Origin of the sequence: Psychrobacter piscatorii, from assembly GCF_001444505.1 — a bacterium.
GTDB lineage: Bacteria > Pseudomonadota > Gammaproteobacteria > Pseudomonadales > Moraxellaceae > Psychrobacter > Psychrobacter piscatorii_B.
In genome coordinates, this window is the sequence record NZ_LNDJ01000052.1 from 103529 (window position 1) to 124009 (window position 20481).

Annotated in this window: 11 protein-coding genes; 4 read left to right on the forward strand and 7 right to left on the reverse strand. The window is 44.8% G+C overall.

The annotated features are described in order from the left end of the window. Positions 1–19: 19 nt before the first annotated feature. The 5 genes from proB to AS194_RS04150 form a co-directional block, all read right to left on the reverse strand. Positions 20–1192, reverse strand: a complete 1173-nt coding sequence (proB, locus tag AS194_RS04130; protein ID WP_058024204.1) for a glutamate 5-kinase — start codon at positions 1190–1192, stop codon at positions 20–22. Between the two features lie 78 nt (positions 1193–1270). Then, positions 1271–2473, reverse strand: a complete 1203-nt coding sequence (gene cgtA, locus AS194_RS04135; protein WP_058024205.1) for an Obg family GTPase CgtA — start codon at positions 2471–2473, stop codon at positions 1271–1273. A gap of 288 nt (positions 2474–2761) precedes the next feature. Next, on the reverse strand, positions 2762–4204 hold the full coding sequence (locus tag AS194_RS04140) for a glyceraldehyde-3-phosphate dehydrogenase (RefSeq protein ID WP_058024206.1): 1443 nt from the start codon (positions 4202–4204) through the stop codon (positions 2762–2764). A 343-nt stretch (positions 4205–4547) separates the two neighbouring features. Further along, complete coding sequence (locus AS194_RS04145; protein WP_058024207.1) at positions 4548–5741, reverse strand: lipocalin family protein; 1194 nt, start codon at positions 5739–5741, stop codon at positions 4548–4550. Between the two features lie 433 nt (positions 5742–6174). Further along, positions 6175–7287: an NUDIX domain-containing protein gene (locus AS194_RS04150; protein ID WP_058024208.1), complete on the reverse strand. Its 1113-nt coding sequence runs from the start codon at positions 7285–7287 to the stop codon at positions 6175–6177. A 328-nt stretch (positions 7288–7615) separates the two neighbouring features. Between AS194_RS04150 and hemP the strand changes: the two genes are divergently transcribed. Further along, entirely contained in the window at positions 7616–7774 is a 159-nt protein-coding gene (gene hemP, locus AS194_RS13470; protein WP_379542873.1) for a hemin uptake protein HemP, read from the forward strand. 125 nt (positions 7775–7899) lie between these two features. Here the strand turns inward: hemP and AS194_RS04155 are convergent, their stop codons facing one another. Beyond that, a complete protein-coding gene (locus AS194_RS04155; RefSeq protein ID WP_058024209.1) occupies positions 7900–12894 on the reverse strand; it encodes a translocation/assembly module TamB domain-containing protein in 4995 nt (1664 codons plus the stop codon). 100 nt (positions 12895–12994) lie between these two features. Then, positions 12995–16426, reverse strand: coding sequence for an autotransporter assembly complex protein TamA (locus AS194_RS04160; protein WP_058024210.1), 3432 nt, complete (start codon positions 16424–16426; stop codon positions 12995–12997). A 455-nt stretch (positions 16427–16881) separates the two neighbouring features. Here AS194_RS04160 and AS194_RS04165 point away from each other — a divergent pair, with 455 nt between their 5' ends. The 3 genes from AS194_RS04165 (at position 16882) to AS194_RS04175 (ending at position 20425) form a co-directional block, all read left to right on the forward strand. After that, a complete protein-coding gene (locus AS194_RS04165; protein ID WP_058024211.1) occupies positions 16882–18213 on the forward strand; it encodes an MFS transporter in 1332 nt (443 codons plus the stop codon). 189 nt (positions 18214–18402) lie between these two features. Next, on the forward strand, positions 18403–19041 hold the full coding sequence (gene coq7 / locus AS194_RS04170; protein WP_200960315.1) for a 2-polyprenyl-3-methyl-6-methoxy-1,4-benzoquinone monooxygenase: 639 nt from the start codon (positions 18403–18405) through the stop codon (positions 19039–19041). 205 nt (positions 19042–19246) lie between these two features. Further along, a complete protein-coding gene (locus AS194_RS04175; RefSeq protein WP_058024213.1) occupies positions 19247–20425 on the forward strand; it encodes a tetratricopeptide repeat protein in 1179 nt (392 codons plus the stop codon). The last annotated feature ends 56 nt before the right edge of the window (positions 20426–20481 follow it).

Here is a 20481-nt window from a genome sequence, read left to right on the forward strand (position 1 = left end):
GTGCTATATCATGAATACGTTATACAGTTATCGCAAGATTGTCACGATGCACCATCACCACACGGTCTTCGTTACTACCGAAGATTTTGTCAAACTTCTCTGTACGCTCACGGGCAACACGGTGCGCCTCATGCGATGAGAAATTTACCTGACCAACGGCTATACGCTCGCCAGTGTCTTGATGAACAATTTCTACCACATCACCTTCATCAAAGCCGCCACGAACTTCTACAACGCCTACTGGCAGTAAGCTTCTGTTGTGTTCAGTCAATGCTTTTGCGGCACCTGCATCAACGACCAAGCTACCTGACATACGCAAATGCGCAGCAAGCCATTGTTTCCGAGCGATGATTTTATCTTCTTCGTTGGTGGTCAATAATGTACCGACTGCCTCACCTGAAACAACACGAGTGATCACATCATCGATAGCACCGCTCACAATAACGGTTGGGCAACCACCCATTGCTGCAAGACGACCAGCACGAATTTTAGTTAACATACCACCGCGCCCAAGCTTGCCACCGTCACCTGCAATATCAAATAAATAATCGGCCATGGCACGTTCTTGACGAATCATCTTGGCATCAGGATTGTCACGTGGGTTATCAGTGAACACGCCTTCTTGATCGGTTAAGATGATGTACAAATCTGCATTAACCATCGCGGCTGCCATCGCACCCAACGTGTCATTATCGCCAAATTTAATCTCATCAATGGTAATGGTGTCATTTTCGTTAATGACCGGTAGCACACGCCATTCTAATAGTTGCGTGAGCGCGCCTGTAGTATTGAGATAACGGCTACGATTGGACAAGTCATCATGAGTCAATAAGAGCTGTGAGCTTTGAATTCCATGCTGAATCAGTGCTGACCACCATGTTTCAATCAGTCCCATTTGACCAATAGAAGCGCAGGCTTGTAATGCTGCCAGTTTTTTAGGGCGTTCCTCAAGGTCCATACGTACCACACCTTCAGCAACGGCACCTGACGATACCAGCAGCACTTCAACACCTTTTTTGTGCAGCTTAGCAATCTGCTTTGCCCACTCATATATGGCAGTACGATCCAACCCTCGACCATTATTTGTCAATAATGATGAGCCAATCTTGACAATAACGCGCTGAATATCAAAGTTGCGAGATTGTTTAACAAATCTTGCTTCTTCGGTCGTGTTTGCTATGTCATCTGCCATATAAACTCCTTTTTTTCATATCAATTGATTGTAGGGATTAAATTCACAATTCAAGTATAACCGCTTAAGCATACTAGCTTAAGGAACGTACATTACCTCAACACCATCGTCGTCATCATCCAAATCGGACAAATCTAAGCCTTCACGCGCGGCTTTACGAGCTGCACGATATGCTTCACGCTGTGCTTCAGTGTTTAGACGCACTTCGGCTTCTAAACGCTCAAAACGTTCTTTTTGTGCTTCAGCGAATATAGGATCTTCTATTTCACGCTCGCGCTCAAGTTCAATATCATTCATTAAATGATATTTTACTGCATCAACACCTTCACCAGTCAGCGTTGCTGTACGGAAAACCATACCTGTCCAACCAAGCTCTGCCACGATATGTGTACAAAGCGCGTTCAAGTCTTCATCATTGACCTGATCGATTTTGTTCAATACCAAAATTTGTGGTAAGTTGGCCAATTCAGGTGAAAAACGCTCAAGCTCATTTAGGATAACGCGGGCGTTCTCGACCGGGTCGCTACCATCAACAGGCTTGACATCGACTAAGTGTAACAGACGACGCGTACGCGCAACATGTTTTAAGAAGCGAATACCAAGTCCTGCGCCTTCTGATGCGCCTTCAATAAGACCAGGGATATCTGCCATCACGAACGAACGATGACGACCAATATCGACCACACCCAAGTTTGGTACTAGCGTGGTAAACGGATAATCAGCCACTTTTGGTCTAGCAGCAGAGACTTGACGGATAAAGGTCGACTTACCCGCGTTAGGCAAACCAATCAAGCCAACATCAGCCACAACTTTTAGCTCAAACTTAAGAACTTTTAACTCACCCTCAAAACCAGACGTGGCTTTACGCGGTGCTTGGTTGGTTGAGCTTTTGAAATGGGTATTACCCAGACCACCGTCACCACCTTTAGCGACCAATAGCGTCTGGCCAATTTCAATCAAATCACCGAGTACTTCATCAGTTTCGGTATCCACGACCGTTGTACCAACTGGTACTGGTAAATACAAATCATCTGATCCTTTGCCTGAGCAGTTTCTGCTATGACCGTTTTCAGCGCGCATGGCATCATGACGACGCGTATAGCGATAGTCAACTAGAGTGTTGGTGTTGTCCTCTGCAATGACATAAATATCTCCGCCCTTGCCACCATCGCCACCATCCGGTCCACCACGTGGGACATATTTTTCTCGGCGAAAACTGGCGATTCCGTTACCACCGTCACCTGCTTTTACCGTTACGACGGCTTCATCAATAAATCGCATCTTACGTTCCTTAATTCACAATCCAGTCTATGACTGGTGACAACCAGCGGTTGTATTTTGAGGTTTTGCTATATCGTTCTGACAAAATGAGCAATCTATAGAAGCTATGTTACGTCATGCCCATTATGACAATAACACCCGATAATCAATCGGACTATCGGGTGTTTAAGTATGACAGTTAAAGTGATACCAAGCTATGCAAAGTAGAGTCTATTGCAGCATAATCTTTAAAGTGACCATGCTTTGAGAGGCTTAGTATAACGTTATTGCGCTACTGTATTTAGTAATCTATGCTGGAATCTGAGCGTAGCTGATTCCTGCCATCTGCGTCGCCAAACGCAATACCTGAGTACTATAACCGACTTCATTATCATACCAAACATAAACAATAGCTTGGTTGTCAGTCAAAATAGTCGCTTGGGCATCAACGATACCAACATGGGTCGTACCAACAAAGTCAGTAGATACGGCTTCTGTAGAATCGGTATAAGCAATTTGCGACTGCCACGTGCTGCTGTTAGCAATCTTACGCAAGAACTCATTCAACGCATCAGCGCTTGCTGGTGCGGTCTTTAGATTCAAGTTCAAGATTGCTAGGCTGACATTTGGTGTCGGTACACGGATAGCATTACCCGTCAGCTTACCGTTCAATTCTGGTAATGCTTTGCCCACTGCTTTTGCAGCACCAGTACTGGTGATAACCATGTTCATCACCGCACTACGACCACGACGGTCTGCTTTGTGATAGTTATCAACCAAGTTCTGATCATTGGTAAATGAGTGAATAGTCTCTACATGACCATTTACGATACCGTACTCATCGTTTAGTACATTTAACGTCGGTGTAATCGCATTGGTCGTACAGCTCGCAGCACTCACGATTGTGTCATCACCAACGGTGTCGTTATTCACACCATAAACGACGTTTTTGATATCGCCACCAGCAGGTGCTGTTAGGAGTACTTTTTTCACGCCAGTAGACTGTAGGTGCTTACCAAGGCCCGCTTCGTCTTTCCAAATACCGGTGTTATCGATAACTAGCGCATTGTTAATACCATAAGCAGTATAATCGATTTCGCTTGGGTCTTTGGCATAGATGACTTGTACGAAACGACCATTAACGATCATGCCGTTATTGTCTTCATCGATACTGATGCCACCTAAGAATCTACCATGAATTGAGTCGCGCTCAAGCAATGAGATACGCTTAGCCAAGTCACCAGCAGCGGCTGGACGTACGACGATTGCCTTTAGCTGCAAACCTTTTGCGCTTGACGCTTGTGACAATAACAGACGGGTCAAGATACGACCGATACGACCAAAGCCATATAGTACGACGTCTGTTGCGCCATTCACGGAACCAGCGTTGTTGATAGACTGTAGAGCGGCTTGTACATCGGTATCATTAGCAATCAATTGACCAACATCAATACGAGTAGCTTGGATATCAGTGTTTTCTGAGATAACTTTTACCATCGCTAGAGTATCAGCGATATCGATAGCGTTGGCATCGTTGTCGCGCAATGCTGCTTTTTGATGTAGTCCAAGTATTTGACCAACTGAAGTAGCGTCTAGCGTTTCGCCAAACAAAGTCACTTGTACGTCTTGCTCATTATAGAGCTTGCTCAATAGCCCCATAAGCTCAATGGCTTGTTGCTCTTGATTGTTGTAGTTTTTTAAGTGGTCTTGATGTAATTGGCGTAAGGTATCAGCGTTGCTCACGAGAAACATCCTTATGGTCAGTAATGTATGATCGATAAAATATGAAGAGATATAAATAAGATAGGTCGTGTATGCTCTAGGTGGTGACTGTAATAGGATAATCAACCACTATCAATATCAGTTCTTGACGTCAGAGTATTCAAATCGCCTAGATTTTAGCCTAAAATGCCTCATTTTGCCAGTAATAACCGATTAGCTAGTGTGCATAATAGGTTTTGTCGTTATATACAAACTCATATATAAACAAGTATAAAAATAAAGGCAGCCATATATGCTGCCTTATTAGGACGTCGTTTACATGATAATTGCCATAGCGCTTAATTAATTGAAGCAATAATTTTCATTATATCTATTATGGTGCTAGATTCACTGTTTGATTGCTCTGCGACGTCAATGTAAACTCTTTCAAATCATATCCTTGCTGCTGAGCAACCTGACGATATTTAGTATACGTTTCCTGACTGATATTCGGCGACCGTGCTAGAAGCCATAAGTATTTTTTATTAGGTGTCCCTACTAGCGCAGTTTTATAATCTGCATCACGTGCTAGTACCCAATAATCAGCACGACCGACTGGGATCCAGCGAATCCACTTCGGTAAAAACGTCACTTTTAGTTTGCTACCACTTTCATCGACTGGCTTAGCCAAACCGTCTGCGGTAATGGTCGAACCATCTTCCGCCATACATTTATTAGTAACGATGATGCCTGACCCATCGGTCTTTTGCGTATAGTTTGCCGTGACATCGCCTGCGCATTTGCGTTGAAAATACATCGGTAGACGTCCAATCTCATACCATGTCCCAGCGTATTCATTGAGATCGACACTATCCACTGTCGTTGGTGTGCTTGCAGACTTATAGATAATATCGCTTGGCTTAACTGATAGCATATCGATCGTAATCTTCTCGCTCATCACATTATCTTGCATATTACTGGCAGTAGCCATATTAATGGGCGGCGTTGCAGCATAGGCTGAAAATGCCGCCAGCGGTATGATGATCGCTAACGCAATGCCTGTATGCTTAATAAGTCCATTCATAAATATACGCTCCGGTATGTCTTTATATGACGAGTTGATAGCGGTTGATGAAGTATCAAGGATTTGCTTGCTGCTGTCTTGCAAATTACTTGCTTGGTCATCTACAAGCTCAGAGATTAGCGGCTCGTCTTTATTCAAGGTTGCTGATCGCTTGTATCCATTAGCAATGTTGAATTGGTCTTTATCATTATTTTTCAGATGTCGACTGTTTTTACTGTTACTCATAGCGGACTCTTTGGCCTTAGTAAGGCTTTTGTCGGCGCTTTTGTATCCAAAATAGCTGTCTTGCGAAGACATGTCGTCTGCCAGATGGTGCGAATATTCGCCGTTCAGGTTTTCGTGACTCAGTTTTTTATGGCTATAGTTTGCATCATTACTGGCATTTATTGTTTGTTGCGCATGACGACCATTGTTATAGCTGTTTGACTGTATAGTCTGCTGAGATTGAGAACCAGCTGCCTGTGAGTCAGTCCATTCTGACTCAGGTAACTTATTGGTTTTCATAGGGATACCGTTATTAATAGTGATTGTTAAAATACTTTATCTGCATCATTTATCCGAATTGATTTTGTAATGAGCCTGAGTTTCAGAGTTAATTGTCGACCCAAACTCTACTGCTACAAACGCTCTTTTTTATTATAGGTTTTGATAAATGCGTTAATAGTTAGTTCAGTGATAAAAAACAGAATCAATGCGTTGTAGATATGGAATATATATTAAGGGCAGCTGGACTATTAAAACAGTAGTGCAATGTAGGGAAACGCAACGGTTTGTAAATAACGATGGGTTTATGCATTGGTATGCACACATCATAATCACATAGTTACTGACTGGATAAATAACTTAAAAATCAGTTATTTATACTTACCTATCTTAATAAGCAAACATAGTCAAGTGAATGATATTGCTGCTTAATGGGCACTCATTTTCTAGTTTTTCATTCGTGGAACTGACGAATGCCTGCGACACTGACACCGCCGTGCGCTAATGTCTGGTCAATCATGACAGGTGCCAAGCCGCCCAGACCAATGACTGGCATGTCAGCTAACTGTGCCAAAGCTGACCACGCCTCCCATCCAAGTGGCACCGTGTCAGGATGCGTCTGAGTTGTAAGTACAGGAGACAAAAAAGCGCCAATCACTGGCGACAACTGCTGCTGTATGCGCATACTCGCAAGTTTATTAGCGGCAAGAATGCTGTCAATATCATGACAGCTGACTATTAGTGGACGCTCACTCGATATGTCGGCCAATTGCTCAGACTCTGTAATATCTTGAGTACCATTGAACCATGCCATTAATACCGAATGCGTCAGGTGTCTAGCGACAATCGAACCAGTCGTTTTTGCCTCTACCATTGCATCGGTACTTGTCGTCTTGGAGCGCTGACAGTCATTGTCGTACGGCAAAATCGCTAGAATATCTGGACGCACATCCATTAGCTGCTGGGCAATATATTCTAACTCAGATGCTTTTAGTCGGATATAAACCCAAGACTCTGGTGCCAACTGTTCTCGATGATAGTGCACCCATGCTGCTGCTGAATTTGGCTGGGCAGAAAAATGCGCAAGTGGATACGTAATCGCTATTTTTGTAGGAAGCTTTAGCCACTCCAAAATAGTTTTATTGGCAGCGGGCAGATGATACTCTCCTGCTAGTAACTTAGACTTATCAGCCCAAGTCATTGCCTGCCCCTCTAGGCCATATTCACAGTCTTTGTGCTGCTCATACTGCTGTGCGGTCAGTTCAACCTGATAAACCTGCAAACTCACTTGCTTATCACCGTAGTCATGATGCAAACGCCCAAGCTTCACCATCATATTTTGATGAATATCGATCCCTGTTTCTTCAGCAACCTCCCGAATCAATGCCTGCTCTGCTGACTCATCAGCCTCTATTTTGCCGCCTACAAACTCATAGCGATTGCCCTGATGCTGGGCCGCATCTCGGAACCCAAGCAAATACTTGTCTTCATAATGAATAACCGCAACCGCAACATTGACGGTGGTGATGTTTTTCGTTTTTGATTGGCCGCTCATCTCATTTGGCATAACTCTACCTTTCGCTTCTCTCTTCATTATGACTTTTTAATCGCCTGATTCTGCGTATATAACTTGGCAGCTGTAATAACGTGGCGACTGTCTTTATGGTCCCTATCGTTTTTATGCATCTTATAAATTCTGTGTTTCTACAAGGAGAAAGCCCCCTATTCTCACTTTGTGACAGTAGCCTTAGATAAATTTACACAATAACTGCATTTTATTTTATCAATTACCTTGCAAATTCATTCAATCTAAATGATAATGATTATCGTTAAGGTTCATTAGAACATAGCTAATTTATTAAGCCACTTCTTATCAAAAGGAATTTACCATGAATATGGTTATCTCTCGTTATCTAAACTGCCGTGAAAACCGTCTGCCAACGCTACAGTCGCAGCATCTATTTGCTCTAACCAAAGAAGTACGTATCGAGCATCAAGGCGAAGAGTATCGACTACGTTTGACTCGTAACAACCGATTGATTTTGACCAAATAATTTTAAACTAAGCTCACGCCATTTATAAAAAAACGCCTTCATTACAAGGCGTTTTTTGTTGGATAGCAATAAAATCGTTTTCAAATAATGTCAGTTATAAATTAACCGTCTACCAAATGCGTCATTTAAAACTGCCAACTATAGACCACGTCTACCGCATTTTCAGCAGCTGAGCTGGCTTCTACGTAAATACGACGAGTCAATTGATAGCGAACAGATAAGCTATTTTGAGCATTAAAGACACCCACGCCGTAGCGGATATACAAGTCAGGGGTTACATAACCTGTGACATTGACATTGGTATCTTCACTGCTACCCGATGCATCCACCGTCAAGCTCTGTAAACCAAAGGCCTGTCCGATTTGATTGGTCAGACTGCGCGTACCACTCAGACCAAAGCTCAGTCCAGCTGCTGCCAAGTTATTGGTCACTTGTGACTTGAACCCTTGCTCACTGATTTGAGTTGCACTCTTGTTATCGATTCGCCCTGTCACCAGCGCATTCATCGCTTGCTGCTGGGTCAATCCTGCATTATTAAAGACGATGATGTTGGGGTTTTCGGTATTGCCTTTTACGCGTAGACCCACTGTTTTACCGTTGATGGTTTTTGCCGCTTCAATACTCAAGTTGGGCTTCATGACATCGCCATTAAAGCGTACTTGACCATAATTTAGCTCTAGGCTTTGACCAAAAGCATTGATATTGGTACGACGTGATACTTGAACAACGCCTTTGGCACGCATGATGCCCGTGCCATTTTGATTGATATTAATTGCACCAGCCAATGGAATAACGGCACCAAAACCACGGAAATTGATGTCATCACCTAAATCAACACCGATATCGGCATTGATAGACCAAGGTTTTGATATTGCCAATACCTCATCGATGTTACCAATCAAACGACGATCCAGCACTACCACATCTTCAGATTGAGTCACAATATCTTCGCTGGCTTCTGGTGGACGAATGGTCGCTGACGGCACGCTGACTGCCCCTTTGATATCCACATAGCGGTCGCCTGGACGTACAATAATGTCAATATCAGGATTGATCTCAGCCACGAGCAGTGGCGGCTGTGTCACAACCAATCCTTCACCAACGATACTCAATTTGGCCTGTAGTTTTTGCTGCCAGTTGACGGTTCCTGTTAAGGTTCCTGTGCCTGTGCCGCTTTTGAACGTACCATCGATAGTCGCTTGCGTACCGCGGATTTTGGCCTGTGTGTTGACATTGGTCAGATTCACTGGCAAATCCAGCATAGCGATACGGCCATCAGAGAGTTTCACATCACCATAGAACTGCGGCTTATCTAGCGTACCGCCCAGTCCCCCTGCCATTGTAACGTTGCCTTTTAGTACTCTCATACCTGGGAAGAAAGGCTTAAATATCGCCAAATCAAGCTCATTTAACACGAGTGCACCAGAGATTGGTTTCGGCGTTTTATAAGGATCAACAACGACTTCAGCATAACCGCGAGCACCGCGACCCGTATTGATGTCGGTACGCAGCTTGATACCTTCTGGCACCGACAAGGCGATTAGTGAAACACGCTTATAAGGCAGTGTCACAGGCGTGCTATCCCCGTCTTGAATCAAGCCGATTTTGCCATTATCTGAATAGAGTGTCGTGTTAATAGTTGGCGGACGACCACGTTGCCAACCGACAATGGCTTTACCATTAATCTTGCCGTGCCAATCAATATCCTTTGGTAAAAATACTGAAAATAGTGACGTATCTAAATTCTGCAATGCCACATCGACTTCACCACTGGCTGGAGAAGCCACTAAGTTCTTGCGTAAGCATAGCTTGCCCGTTTGGTCCGTGGCTTGCCAACAATGTGCAGCCAACTGTACTTTGAGATCTGTATTATTGCCATTTTGATTATTAGGCAAATTCACAATCAGCTGTGCTGGCTGTAATTGATTTAAGGTAGCGTATCTGGATTTAACGCGGCCTTTACCGATGACTCCTGACCAACGAAGCTTGTCGCGATCAAACCCACCTTTAAGCCTAGCGCCAACATCAAGCTGCTTATTGGCCACATTTAGATCAACGATATGAGATTGCTCAGTCCCATTAAAGGAGGCTTTTACACTATCGAAGCTTTGTCCCGCAGCATCCAGACCTTCAGCGCTGACGATAAGCTGGCTTGGGCTATTGGCTAGATTAACCAACTTGCCACGTATACGACCTTGACGCAAAATAAAGCCCGGTAATGCAATTCGCTCACCCACCAAGTCGATATAGATCGTCGGTAAAGCCTGACCTACTGGTTGAGACAAAGTCGCTCCACCAGTTACTTTGCCAGCAAGCTTATCTGACAGTTGATCTAGGCTTGTGATATTGATTTTGGTCTGTAGCTGTTTGGCATTGCCATTAGCAGTGACATAGTTGTCACCCCAGCGTAGTATCAAGTTGTCAGCGTTTAAACTATCGATCAATGCATTCACTTGCTTATACTGTGCTTGGGCATCTTGTGTTTGTAGACGTTTGAAATAGCTGGCTAAGTCTTTTGGCAAGCGCAGTTTTGCGGCCAAGCTGCCTTTAGCACTGAGCGGCTGGCCTTTCAGCATACCGCTCAGATTGACTTGTTTGATATTGATTGTTTGCTGTGTATCGCCCCAGCGCCCATCCGTATCGATGGTACCCGTGATAAGGCTTGGTGTATCCTTTAAGAAATATCCGATATTGAAGCGATCCATCACCGCATTGATGTCCCATGCAATGCCTTGACGCACATCGACCGTTCCTTTGGCATCAATACTACCTGCCGCGCCCACATGCCGCAGACGGTTGATACGGATCAGCTGACTATCGCCGCTAGCTTCAATATTGAGCTTACCTGCTGGTAGTTGCTCGGCATCCAAAACCCCATCGAAATTCACAGCAAAACGCTGTAATTTACCTGCGGTATTTGGGCTGTTTTTAGGCGCAGCCTGCCACTCGCCACTGGTTTTTAGATCACCTGTGATGATTGCTGGATTATTTGGTAAAAAGTAACCCAAATTAAAGTTGTCAAAGCGACCATCGACCGTCCAGCCAATATTACGACGCAAGTCAATGACACCTTTGGCATTCACCGCACCAGCTTCGCCATCATAATTCAATTTGCGGATACTAATTAATTTTGGCGTACCCGCTGCGTCGATTGATAGACGACCTTTTGGTACATCTGCTGTATCGATCTGACCATTGAAACGCGCATCAAATACGGACAACTCACCACCCACGATATCGACACTGGCATCACCGCTACCTGTTATACCGATCGCGCGTCCGTTTTGCGTGGCATCAAGCTGTGCCTGTAAGTCGGTATTATTGACAGTAATCACATGGCGCTGACCGCTAACGCCATTTTTGGTGATATTTAACAGGCGACCACGAGCGCTTAGGCGGCCCGTCAGGCGCTCAAGTGGTAAATCGCTACGGTACTCTTTAGGCAATAAACCCTTGGTCGCTGCATCAATCTGCCATGTCAGCGGTCGGTTTTTGCCTGCTAGCCGAATCTGCCCAGTTCCTGATAGGTCGCCTACGATGCCATCATAATTGAGTCGGTTGATATCAATGACATCGCCCGCTTTACGCAAGCGCACGTCATAGTTGCCTTTGGGCGCCGCATTGAGCTCATTGATTACTGCATTGGCATCTACTGAGACAGTAGAACCACGGACGATCACACCGGCCTGACCACGCGGGCTATTGATGTTACCAATATTAGGCACATCACGGCGAGTCAAGTTTTGCCATCTTGCATCAATATACCAAGGCGCTGTCTGTTGAGATTTAGCAGACGTCTTGCCGCGCACTAGGTTGGCGTTGACATATTCGCCGTCACGCTGACGTAGGTCTACATCAATCTCTGTATTACCTGTACTGTTTTGCTGCTGATAACGTAACGATAATCTGCCATTGAGCGTTTGAGGAGCATACGCTTTAAAATCAGCATACTCATCAGGAATCGCACGTCGAATGTCAAAGTTACTACCAGCCGCACGCACTGTCGCATTAAAGCTCTCTCTCCAGCCTAAGATGCCCTGAAGCAGCAAACGTCCAGAGGGAACATCGGCTTCTAAGCGGTCAATACGCAATTGACTGTCTGCAATGACGCCGCGCCCTTGATAATGTCCCGAAGGAATATCTTTAGAGGTCAGCTCTGTATTGATGCGCAGCCGTATCTCAGAGATAACGCCTGATGCCGTAGCCATACCGCTTTTTAGATGAATATTTTGGTCATCTGCATAAGGGAGCAAAATATCATCCCACTTCAGTTTTGCCTGAAACGGTGCGCCTGCATCTAGGCCTTGAACCACAAAATCGCCGCTAACGTCGCTGTCGTTATAGCGACTACGCACGTTACCAACCGTACGTTTTAGCGAGCCTGTTGCCGTGATATTCAATGGATCGATATAAGCTTTTTCAAGCGCCCTCACCTCTACAATCGCGCTCAGATCCAGTGGGTAGTCGCCTTGTAAATCTGCCTCACCTTGTAAGGCACTGACTTTTACAATATCAGCATATTGTAAGCTGCCTCGACCGACCGTCACAGTGCTGCCAACCCATGTGAGATCGCGAGCCGTAGTATTGTTGATAACAATAGGCTCTTTGGTCACTTGCTTATAAATAATTTTATTGATTTTTGCGTGATCAAAACGTAGATTGACTGGTAGCTTTAGCGTCTTATAATCAAACGGCTCGCCAGTCGGTGGTTTTTTATTGAGGATCTCGATGGTTTGAATGTCAGCATCGCTTAGATGTACTTCTTTTGCAAATACCGCACGCCAGCCTATCTTGACATAAGCTTTGTCTACTAATACCTCAAGGTCTTCAGTGGCTTCAATATCGATATCTGTCACCCAAATACCATCACGCAAATTACCGCGCCCATATTTGAAATCGATACCCGTCTCAGCACTGATTTTTTCTAAAATAAACTTGGTGCCAGAGTCCGTGCCTGCAGCATAAAAAAATATCGCAAACATAATCGCTAGTACGATAATAATCAGTACCAGTAGTTTGAGTAAAAATGATAGCGGATACCAGCGCCTAACGGCACGAGCATCGCGCTGTGATGGATCTTCATCTGGTGCATTGTTAGGCGGGGTATTTTTTGTCTGCATGACACTCAACTACGTTAAAAAGTAATGACCAGCAATCGGTACGATAAGTAATGAATAAAACGGTTCAAGCGATCTGTGTTCATATGTAGGAAGTAAGCTTTTACAATGGCGAGCCAATAAAGAAATGTAATCGCACAGGAATATTGTCTTCTGTCACCCCTGCGGCGACATCGACACGCACCATTCCGACAGGAGAGGCCCAGCGCACACCGACGCCGACGCCAACTTTGGTTTCAGCATCAAAGTCTTTGTCGTACGCATTACCAACATCGGTAAAGAATGCACCGCGAAAGCCCGGTTTGAACTCATAATTATACTCTGCACTACCAACCGCTAGTACTTGCCCGCCTGTCAGATAGCCTTTATCATTTAGTGGCGATAAGCTCTCGTAATCATAGCCACGGATGCTTTGGTCGCCACCTGCGAAAAAGCGCAATTTGTAAGGCACGTCATAAAAATCATCTGCCCAAATATAACCACCATTCAAACTACCAAGCACTTGGTGTTTTTTGTCATCGCCAAAGCTATAAATACCGCTAACACCAGCACGCACGATGGCCAAATCAGTATCACTCAGCGCTTTGTCAGCACCTGCTTCAATCGAATAATACTGACGCATACCGCGCGTTGGATTGGTCGCACTATCCGTGTCGGTTTTATTCATGCCATAGCCAAATAGCAATGCTTGCTGCTTGGGGTTTGACGAGGTAAAGCGGATAGGTAAATCATCACGCGCGGCGCCGTCAACGCCAGTCTCTAGCTCATCTAAACGATAACGCATAGAGTAGCTACGATTCCAACCACTATCACGGCGAATATTACGTGCCAAAGCCGCTTTTAAAGTGGTGGTAGATAAATCAAAATTACCTTTGCCTTGGTCAATGACTTCTTCTTCATAAGTCAGACGCCCATCCAATTTGTCATTGAGTGGATGATTCCAAGGGCGGCTCGCATAGACAGCGACGTTTTTGCTGATTCTGGACACTTCGGTTTCTGCACCTGCTTGATAGCCCTGACGGTTAAGCAAATTATAATCGATCTTGGCGGTTGCTCGCACGCCTGTGTCAGTACCATAACCCAAACCAACCTGAGCATCACGCGGTTTATCAGCGTATACAAAGACATACAACGGTACTTTTTTGCTTGTGGCAACGTCTTGCGGTGTTTTACGTCCTGCCAGCGTTGGCGGTACGAAATCCTCATCAACGGTGAAGTCTGCATCATCAGGGAATATCTTTTGGGCCACATTACTGATAGAGTCACTAATTTTGCCTAATAAGTTATCAGCTTCTTGGTCTTTTTCATCCAGCACGCGGTCATCCGGCAGGCGGCTTAGACGCTCCGCTTTTTGTTTAACCGCTTGTAGCTTATCGAGCGTTTCTTCATCAACCTCAAACTCGATAGCAGCAATATCAGCTTCATTGACAGTCTCGCCACTACCATTGCCAAGCGCACTTTCACGCTCTACGCCAGTACTACTACCCGTATCTTCTGTACTAGCCAAACGATTATTGGATGCTGCTAGAGTAGCATTATCTCCAGTCATATCTGAGATGCCATCATTATCAACATCCTCATCCAATATAGCATTACTATTGGCAGGTGCATTATCAAATGCCAATGTACTGGCCTCACTCCGGTCATCTGGCGGTAATATTGATTCAACGTTGACAGTGTTGAAATAGCGAGTCGCTGATAAGTCATTACTAAACTTTGTCACTGACGGACGATAGAAAGGATCGCCCGGCGCAAACTCATACAACTGCTGCAATAACGACAATTCTACTGGGAGTTTGTCAGGGTCTTGTGTCAGCGTGTTGGTTTCTTTGTCATAGGTAAAGAAAACAACATCATCAAACTCGTAGCGGTCGCCTGTGTTGTAGACCAAAGACATATCCGCTTTGTTGTCTGGTAAGATAATATCGACAGATTTGTTCAACCAATACTGATCAAAATATCCATAGGTATTACTCAAAGATTCAAGCGCCGCTTTGCTACTCTTGTAGACACGATGATTAAAGACATCCCCTTCTTGCGGCGGTAATTCTTTTTCAAGCGCGACAAACTCTTCTTGCTCACCGCCCTCACCGCGGATATCAACGATACGGCTGTCTACAATAACAGGCTCGCCCAGCTCTTCGATAACCACATTGATCGTATCACGTGTAGGCTGACGTAGACTAAGCGTCACATCATAGTAACCCACTGCTTTGGCAGCATCCAATGCCGTTTGACGCAAACGTGGTAGCGCTGCGGTAAAATCAATGACCGACTGTACTGTCGTATCATCAAGGGCCGCTTTGATGTTTTTCATTGGCTGAATATCGTCGTCAGCTTTGATGAGTTTTGGTTGACCATTAGCCGTGTCTTCGGCGCCAGCTTGTTGTATATAAACCGTGGTCTCCACACTAGGCAATGCCATTGCGCCACCATTGAAAAAGCGATTATAGAGACGCTTGACAATGTTGCTTTTATTACGTGCAAGTGGTTTTGACTGGTCAGCTTGCTCAATGCTTTGATTGACGGCCTGAGTATCATTCTGATAATCCGGTAGGTAGTCTTCAGGATCAATCACATCTGAGGGCATGTTACCGCCATCAGTTATATCGCTATTACCTGCTATTATCTCATCATTAATGCCATTTGCCGCATTGACATTGCCACTACTGACAGAGTCACTCACGTTAATGGGACGTGACATAATTTCAGCTGTGGCTGCCTGTTCTGCTGCGGCCTCACTTCTACCCAGTGTGTCAAGATTGCTAGGCATAGGCAAGTTGGTCGCATCTAAGTCAACATCTAAGCCGATGGGCGGCGCTGTGTCGTTCAATGTGGCAATTGGCGCATCAAAGGCACTGTCGTTGTTAATGCTGTCGATATCTTGAGCGTTTTGCAAATCCATCGCAGCCAGCTCACGATCAATCTGCTCAGGCGTCATCATCTGATAGCCTTGCTGCTGTATCGCTGTTGCTTGCTGCAACAAATCATCGTTAGATAGATCTGCCTGCATGCCTTCTGCGTACATATCCTCGTCGAAACGATTTGAATCTTGCAGGCCACTATTCTGATTATTATTTCGGGCACTGTCATTCTGAGACGATGGCGAGTTAGCATCAGATTTTTTGATGCCCAAATTTTGCTCGCTATAGTCATCCAAGACCGACTGATCAATAATACCTTGCTCCACTGCCTTTTTTAGACGTAGTGCATCTAAGGCAGCATCGAGCTGGGTATCATCGTCTGATAGTGTGCCTGATGTATTATTGGCCGTTTGATTGTTAGCTGATTGAGTCTTAGCAACTTGATTGCTGGTCGATGGATTGGCGATATTTGTGTTGGTTGTCTCAGCCAATGCCGCAGGTGCAACACTGACTAGACTAGTAGCTAGCGCGGTACAGAGCGCTGAGCGCTTAAAATGAATACGGGAAGTACCGACATGAGTGCTTTGGATGTTGATATCATTCTGAATACTCACGCTGTCACGCTGCCTCATTAATGTGTTGCGTGCTCGAGTTGAAGGCGGCTGGGTCATGTTTACGTCCTATCCCTTCACGCGGCATACTATTATTAACGATTGATTATCGCCAAGTCTGACCGGTGAATAAACTTATAGCAGTGGGCTGAAATTAATGGTTTACTACGTTGCTTGTCATGATGGAAGTCTCTAGCGCATATTAAATCTCAGCACTCGATGGGTGACACCATACAAACTGTCTTAATTGATAGCAAGCCTTCACCTTTACCGTCGCTCGCACCTTTTAATGCAACCATATAAAATTTACAAATCATAACTTAGTTAATTATGAAATCATAGCGCAGGTTTCATGTATTTTTACCTAAGCCTTGCTATTATACGGCTTAATATTGATAAAACCTATGCTGTATTTCGATAAGTTTTTGATAATATTGATGATTGCTATCGCATTATAAGCTGCGTTCAGCGCCTCTTCTTACTTTATCAGCCGCGTCTCATCTGTAGGAACGTTCATGTCCAATCAGTTTCAGCTATTTAAGCGCCGCCGTTTTAGCGCCATGTTTTTCACCCAGTTTTTGGGTGCGTTTAATGACAATATCTTTAAACAAGCACTCATACTGGTTCTGACTTATACCGCTGCCAGTCAATTGGGCGTCGAAGTCAGTATTTTAAACAATTTGGCCGCGATGTTATTCATATTGCCCTACTTTTTGTTTTCGGCATTGGCAGGACAAATCGCTGATAAGTATGAAAAATCTAAGCTCACGCAGTTTATCAAAGTGCTTGAGCTGGTCATCATGGCAATCGCTGCGGTTGGTTTTGTTTTTGAATGGTACGCCCTTTTATTTGTTGCGTTGTTCTTGATGGGCACGCATTCGACCTTTTTTGGCCCGATTAAATACGCCTATCTGCCACAGGCAATGAAAGAAGATGAGCTGGTCGGTGCCAACGGTCTGTTTCAAATGGGCACTTCTCTAGCCATTCTTGTTGGGATGATTGTCGCTGGTATCTTAACCCAGCTGTCACAATCCTTATATTGGATTAGCGCTACCGTATTGGTCGTTGCTGTGCTGGGTTATCTGGCAGCGCGCTATATCCCTAACATGCCAGCCATGCAGCCTGATCTTAAGATTAACTGGAATATTATCACCATCAGCTTGTCTACGGTACGCTATCTCTACTCTCTGCCATTCTTGTTTTTTGTCATTCTTGGCAACAGCTGGTTTTGGTTCTATGGGGCGACGTTTTTGACCCAAGTGCCTGAATTTAGCAAAGTCATTTTGCATGGTGATGAGTCGGTGGTGATTTTTCTATTGACGCTATTTTCAGTAGGGGTATCGATAGGTTCGCTCCTATGCAAATCATTGACCAAAAACCAAGTAAGCCTGCGCCTATTGCCTTTTGGTATTGCTGGATTGAGTATCTTTGCTATTGATTTGTACTTTTCACTTTCAAGCCTAAACATAAATGTGAATAATGACACATTGCTTGGCATCAGTGACTTGTTTGGTGTCAGTGGAAGCTGGCGCGTCTTTGCTGATTTGTTTTTATTGGGATTCAGTGGCGGTTTATATATTGTGCCTTTGTATGCTTCAATGCAGGCTTATGCGCCGAAAAGTCACCGTGCGCGTATCGTGGGTGCCAACAATATATTCAATGCGATATTTATGGTCACATCAGCGATTTTTGCGATTGTCATCTTAAATGCATTAGAGCTAAGTCTACCGCAGCTATTTTTGGTAACAGGTGTGCTCAATATTGTTTTTGGTATCTTCTTATACCTTAAGCTAAATAGGCATATTAAACAGGCGGTTATCCAAACCAATGATGAAGTGGTTATATAAATAAGCCATATTGAGCTCAAATAACGATAGCAATCGATAGGTTATCAAGGTAATAATATTGATGCCGATAATTTGGATTGTTTGCTATAGTAATGTACATAAGAGCTGTGCACAGGATTATTACCCTAGAGCAGTCACTAGTCTTATTTTATTGATAGAATTTAACGCCATCAGGAGTGAACCATGGCCCTGCGTCCTTTATCCAAAATCGATCAGCTATTGCTTGGGGTCGACAAAGCATTACGAGCTGTCGTGCCAAACTCAAACCCCAGTACGCGCCCATTGCCAGTGAGTAGTGACGAGATTCCTGAACTGACCATCACAGAGGCGCGCCATGTCGCAGGGCTGATGCGTATCAATCATACCGGTGAAGTGTGCGCGCAAGGTCTCTACCATGGACAAGCATTTGCTGCCAAAGACAGTGGCGTCAAGCAAGCCATGCAAAACTCTGCTGAAGAAGAAGTCGATCATCTGGTCTGGTGCGAGACGCGCTTAAATGAGCTGGGTAGCCATGCGAGTGTGTTTACCCCGCTTTGGTATGGGATGTCTTTTGGCCTAGGTGCAGTCGCAGGCGCCATCTCAAATGAGTTTAGTTTGGGGTTTGTCGCGGAGACAGAAGCACAAGTTAGCGAGCACCTGCAAGATCATATCAATCAACTACCCAAACATGATCAACGCTCAAGAGAAATACTGGCACAAATGGATATCGAAGAGCAACATCATCGCGAGCTAGCACTGGCAAGTGGCGGCGCTGCGTTGTCACCACCTGTACGTCAGACGATGCGCTGGATGGCCAACCGTATGAAGGCGACCGCTTATCATTTATAGAGGTAAATATAGTAAATTCGTCGATGGCATAGCTGGTCTAACTAACGCTGCTAGATTTGCTCAACGCTAGCGATTAACAATCCTACCACAGATAGCGCAAAGCTTAATTTGCTAGGGTATTAAAAATTTGTACGATTTTGCAGCAAACATATATCCTGATTATCAGCCGATCAATGAATAACGACTAAATAAGGTAATGATTTTTATGAAAGCAACTCTCTCTAATAGCGCGTCTTCCAAGTCGCCAAAGCTTGCAACCTTGACCGCGCTTACAGCCGCCTGTGCAATGATGCTTTCTGCGCCTGTGAATGCTGCAGAAGCTGACACTGCTGCTACATCAGCACCTGCTGTACCGAGCGCTATAGATTCCAGTAAACGCGTGATTCGTCTAGCAAGGCCAGGTGCAACGACCAGCACAGCTCAAAGCACAACAGATGCTACGCCTGCTAATAGCGCTCAGTCAGTTAATACTCAGCCAATGATGCCGTCAAGCAACACTCAGCCTAACCGTACGCCTTTGAGCACGGCACAGGCAGCGCAGATGATGCAATCAAACAGTACTCAACCAAATCGTGTACCTGTCAGCGCCGCTCAGCTACCAGCATCGCAAATGATGAATCCAGCTAACGCCCCTGTAATCAGCGGTACCACTCGCGTCTATGAGCCAGGCCCGATGACTGCGACTGGTATTGATCTGCGCAGTGGTCAGCTCTCAAATATTCCAACGCCACAAGTACAGCTTTCAGATGTGAGCTTTATCAAAACCGTCTTGATCCCACAACAAAAAGGCCTAGGTACTGATAAACTTGACGTCAGCTTGCTTGATGATTTCATCGCAGACGTCTCACCGAATGCTCGTCACTATCCACCAAACTTCCCTAACCGCACTCAGCGCCATTATACTCGCGAAAAAATCAAAGTATTGGCTGATTGGATCGAGCCTTATGCCAAATCACCAAATGCGTCTTACGATGTATTGATTCGCGCAGCCAAGCTCAATGGTATGGGTCGTAATCTAGACTTGGGCTCAGACTATACAGTACGCGGCGGGCAGTATGTTGATCGTGCGCTCAAAATCCAGCCAGATAGCGGTGAAGCCAACTTTTTGTATGGCATGATGCTATCAGAAGGTGGCGGGTTTAAAGAAGGTCAAAAATATCTAGACCGCGCCGTATCGCTAGGTTATACCGAAGCAGAGCAAAGCTTGGCACAGTCAGATCTACTCAGTGATCGCCGTGCCAGCGCCCTAGAGCGCCTACGTCGTCTTGAAGAAAAATACCCTAACAACACCGTGATTCCTCAACAAATCAAACTGGTGGAAGATGGCAAATTCTACATTTGGGACATCCCTGCACCAGATATCAATGTCAAACCAGGTGCCTAAATTGGCACTGTTTGTCTATACTAAAGATAAACAAATAATTTTGTAGCCTTAGAATA

Excerpts from the sequence above, each read along its gene's own strand:
- cgtA (WP_058024205.1), bottom strand. The coding sequence starts at position 2,473 with ATGCGATTTATTGATGAAGCCGTCGTAACGGTAAAAGCAGGTGACGGT.
- AS194_RS04165 (WP_058024211.1), top strand. The coding sequence starts at position 16,882 with ATGTCCAATCAGTTTCAGCTATTTAAGCGCCGCCGTTTTAGCGCCATG.
- hemP (WP_379542873.1), top strand. The coding sequence starts at position 7,616 with ATGGTTATCTCTCGTTATCTAAACTGCCGTGAAAACCGTCTGCCAACG.
- AS194_RS04140 (WP_058024206.1), bottom strand. The coding sequence starts at position 4,204 with ATGTTTCTCGTGAGCAACGCTGATACCTTACGCCAATTACATCAAGAC.
- AS194_RS04150 (WP_058024208.1), bottom strand. The coding sequence starts at position 7,287 with ATGCCAAATGAGATGAGCGGCCAATCAAAAACGAAAAACATCACCACC.
- AS194_RS04155 (WP_058024209.1), bottom strand. The coding sequence starts at position 12,894 with ATGCAGACAAAAAATACCCCGCCTAACAATGCACCAGATGAAGATCCA.
- AS194_RS04145 (WP_058024207.1), bottom strand. The coding sequence starts at position 5,741 with ATGAAAACCAATAAGTTACCTGAGTCAGAATGGACTGACTCACAGGCA.
- AS194_RS04175 (WP_058024213.1), top strand. The coding sequence starts at position 19,247 with ATGAAAGCAACTCTCTCTAATAGCGCGTCTTCCAAGTCGCCAAAGCTT.
- AS194_RS04160 (WP_058024210.1), bottom strand. The coding sequence starts at position 16,426 with ATGACCCAGCCGCCTTCAACTCGAGCACGCAACACATTAATGAGGCAG.
- proB (WP_058024204.1), bottom strand. The coding sequence starts at position 1,192 with ATGGCAGATGACATAGCAAACACGACCGAAGAAGCAAGATTTGTTAAA.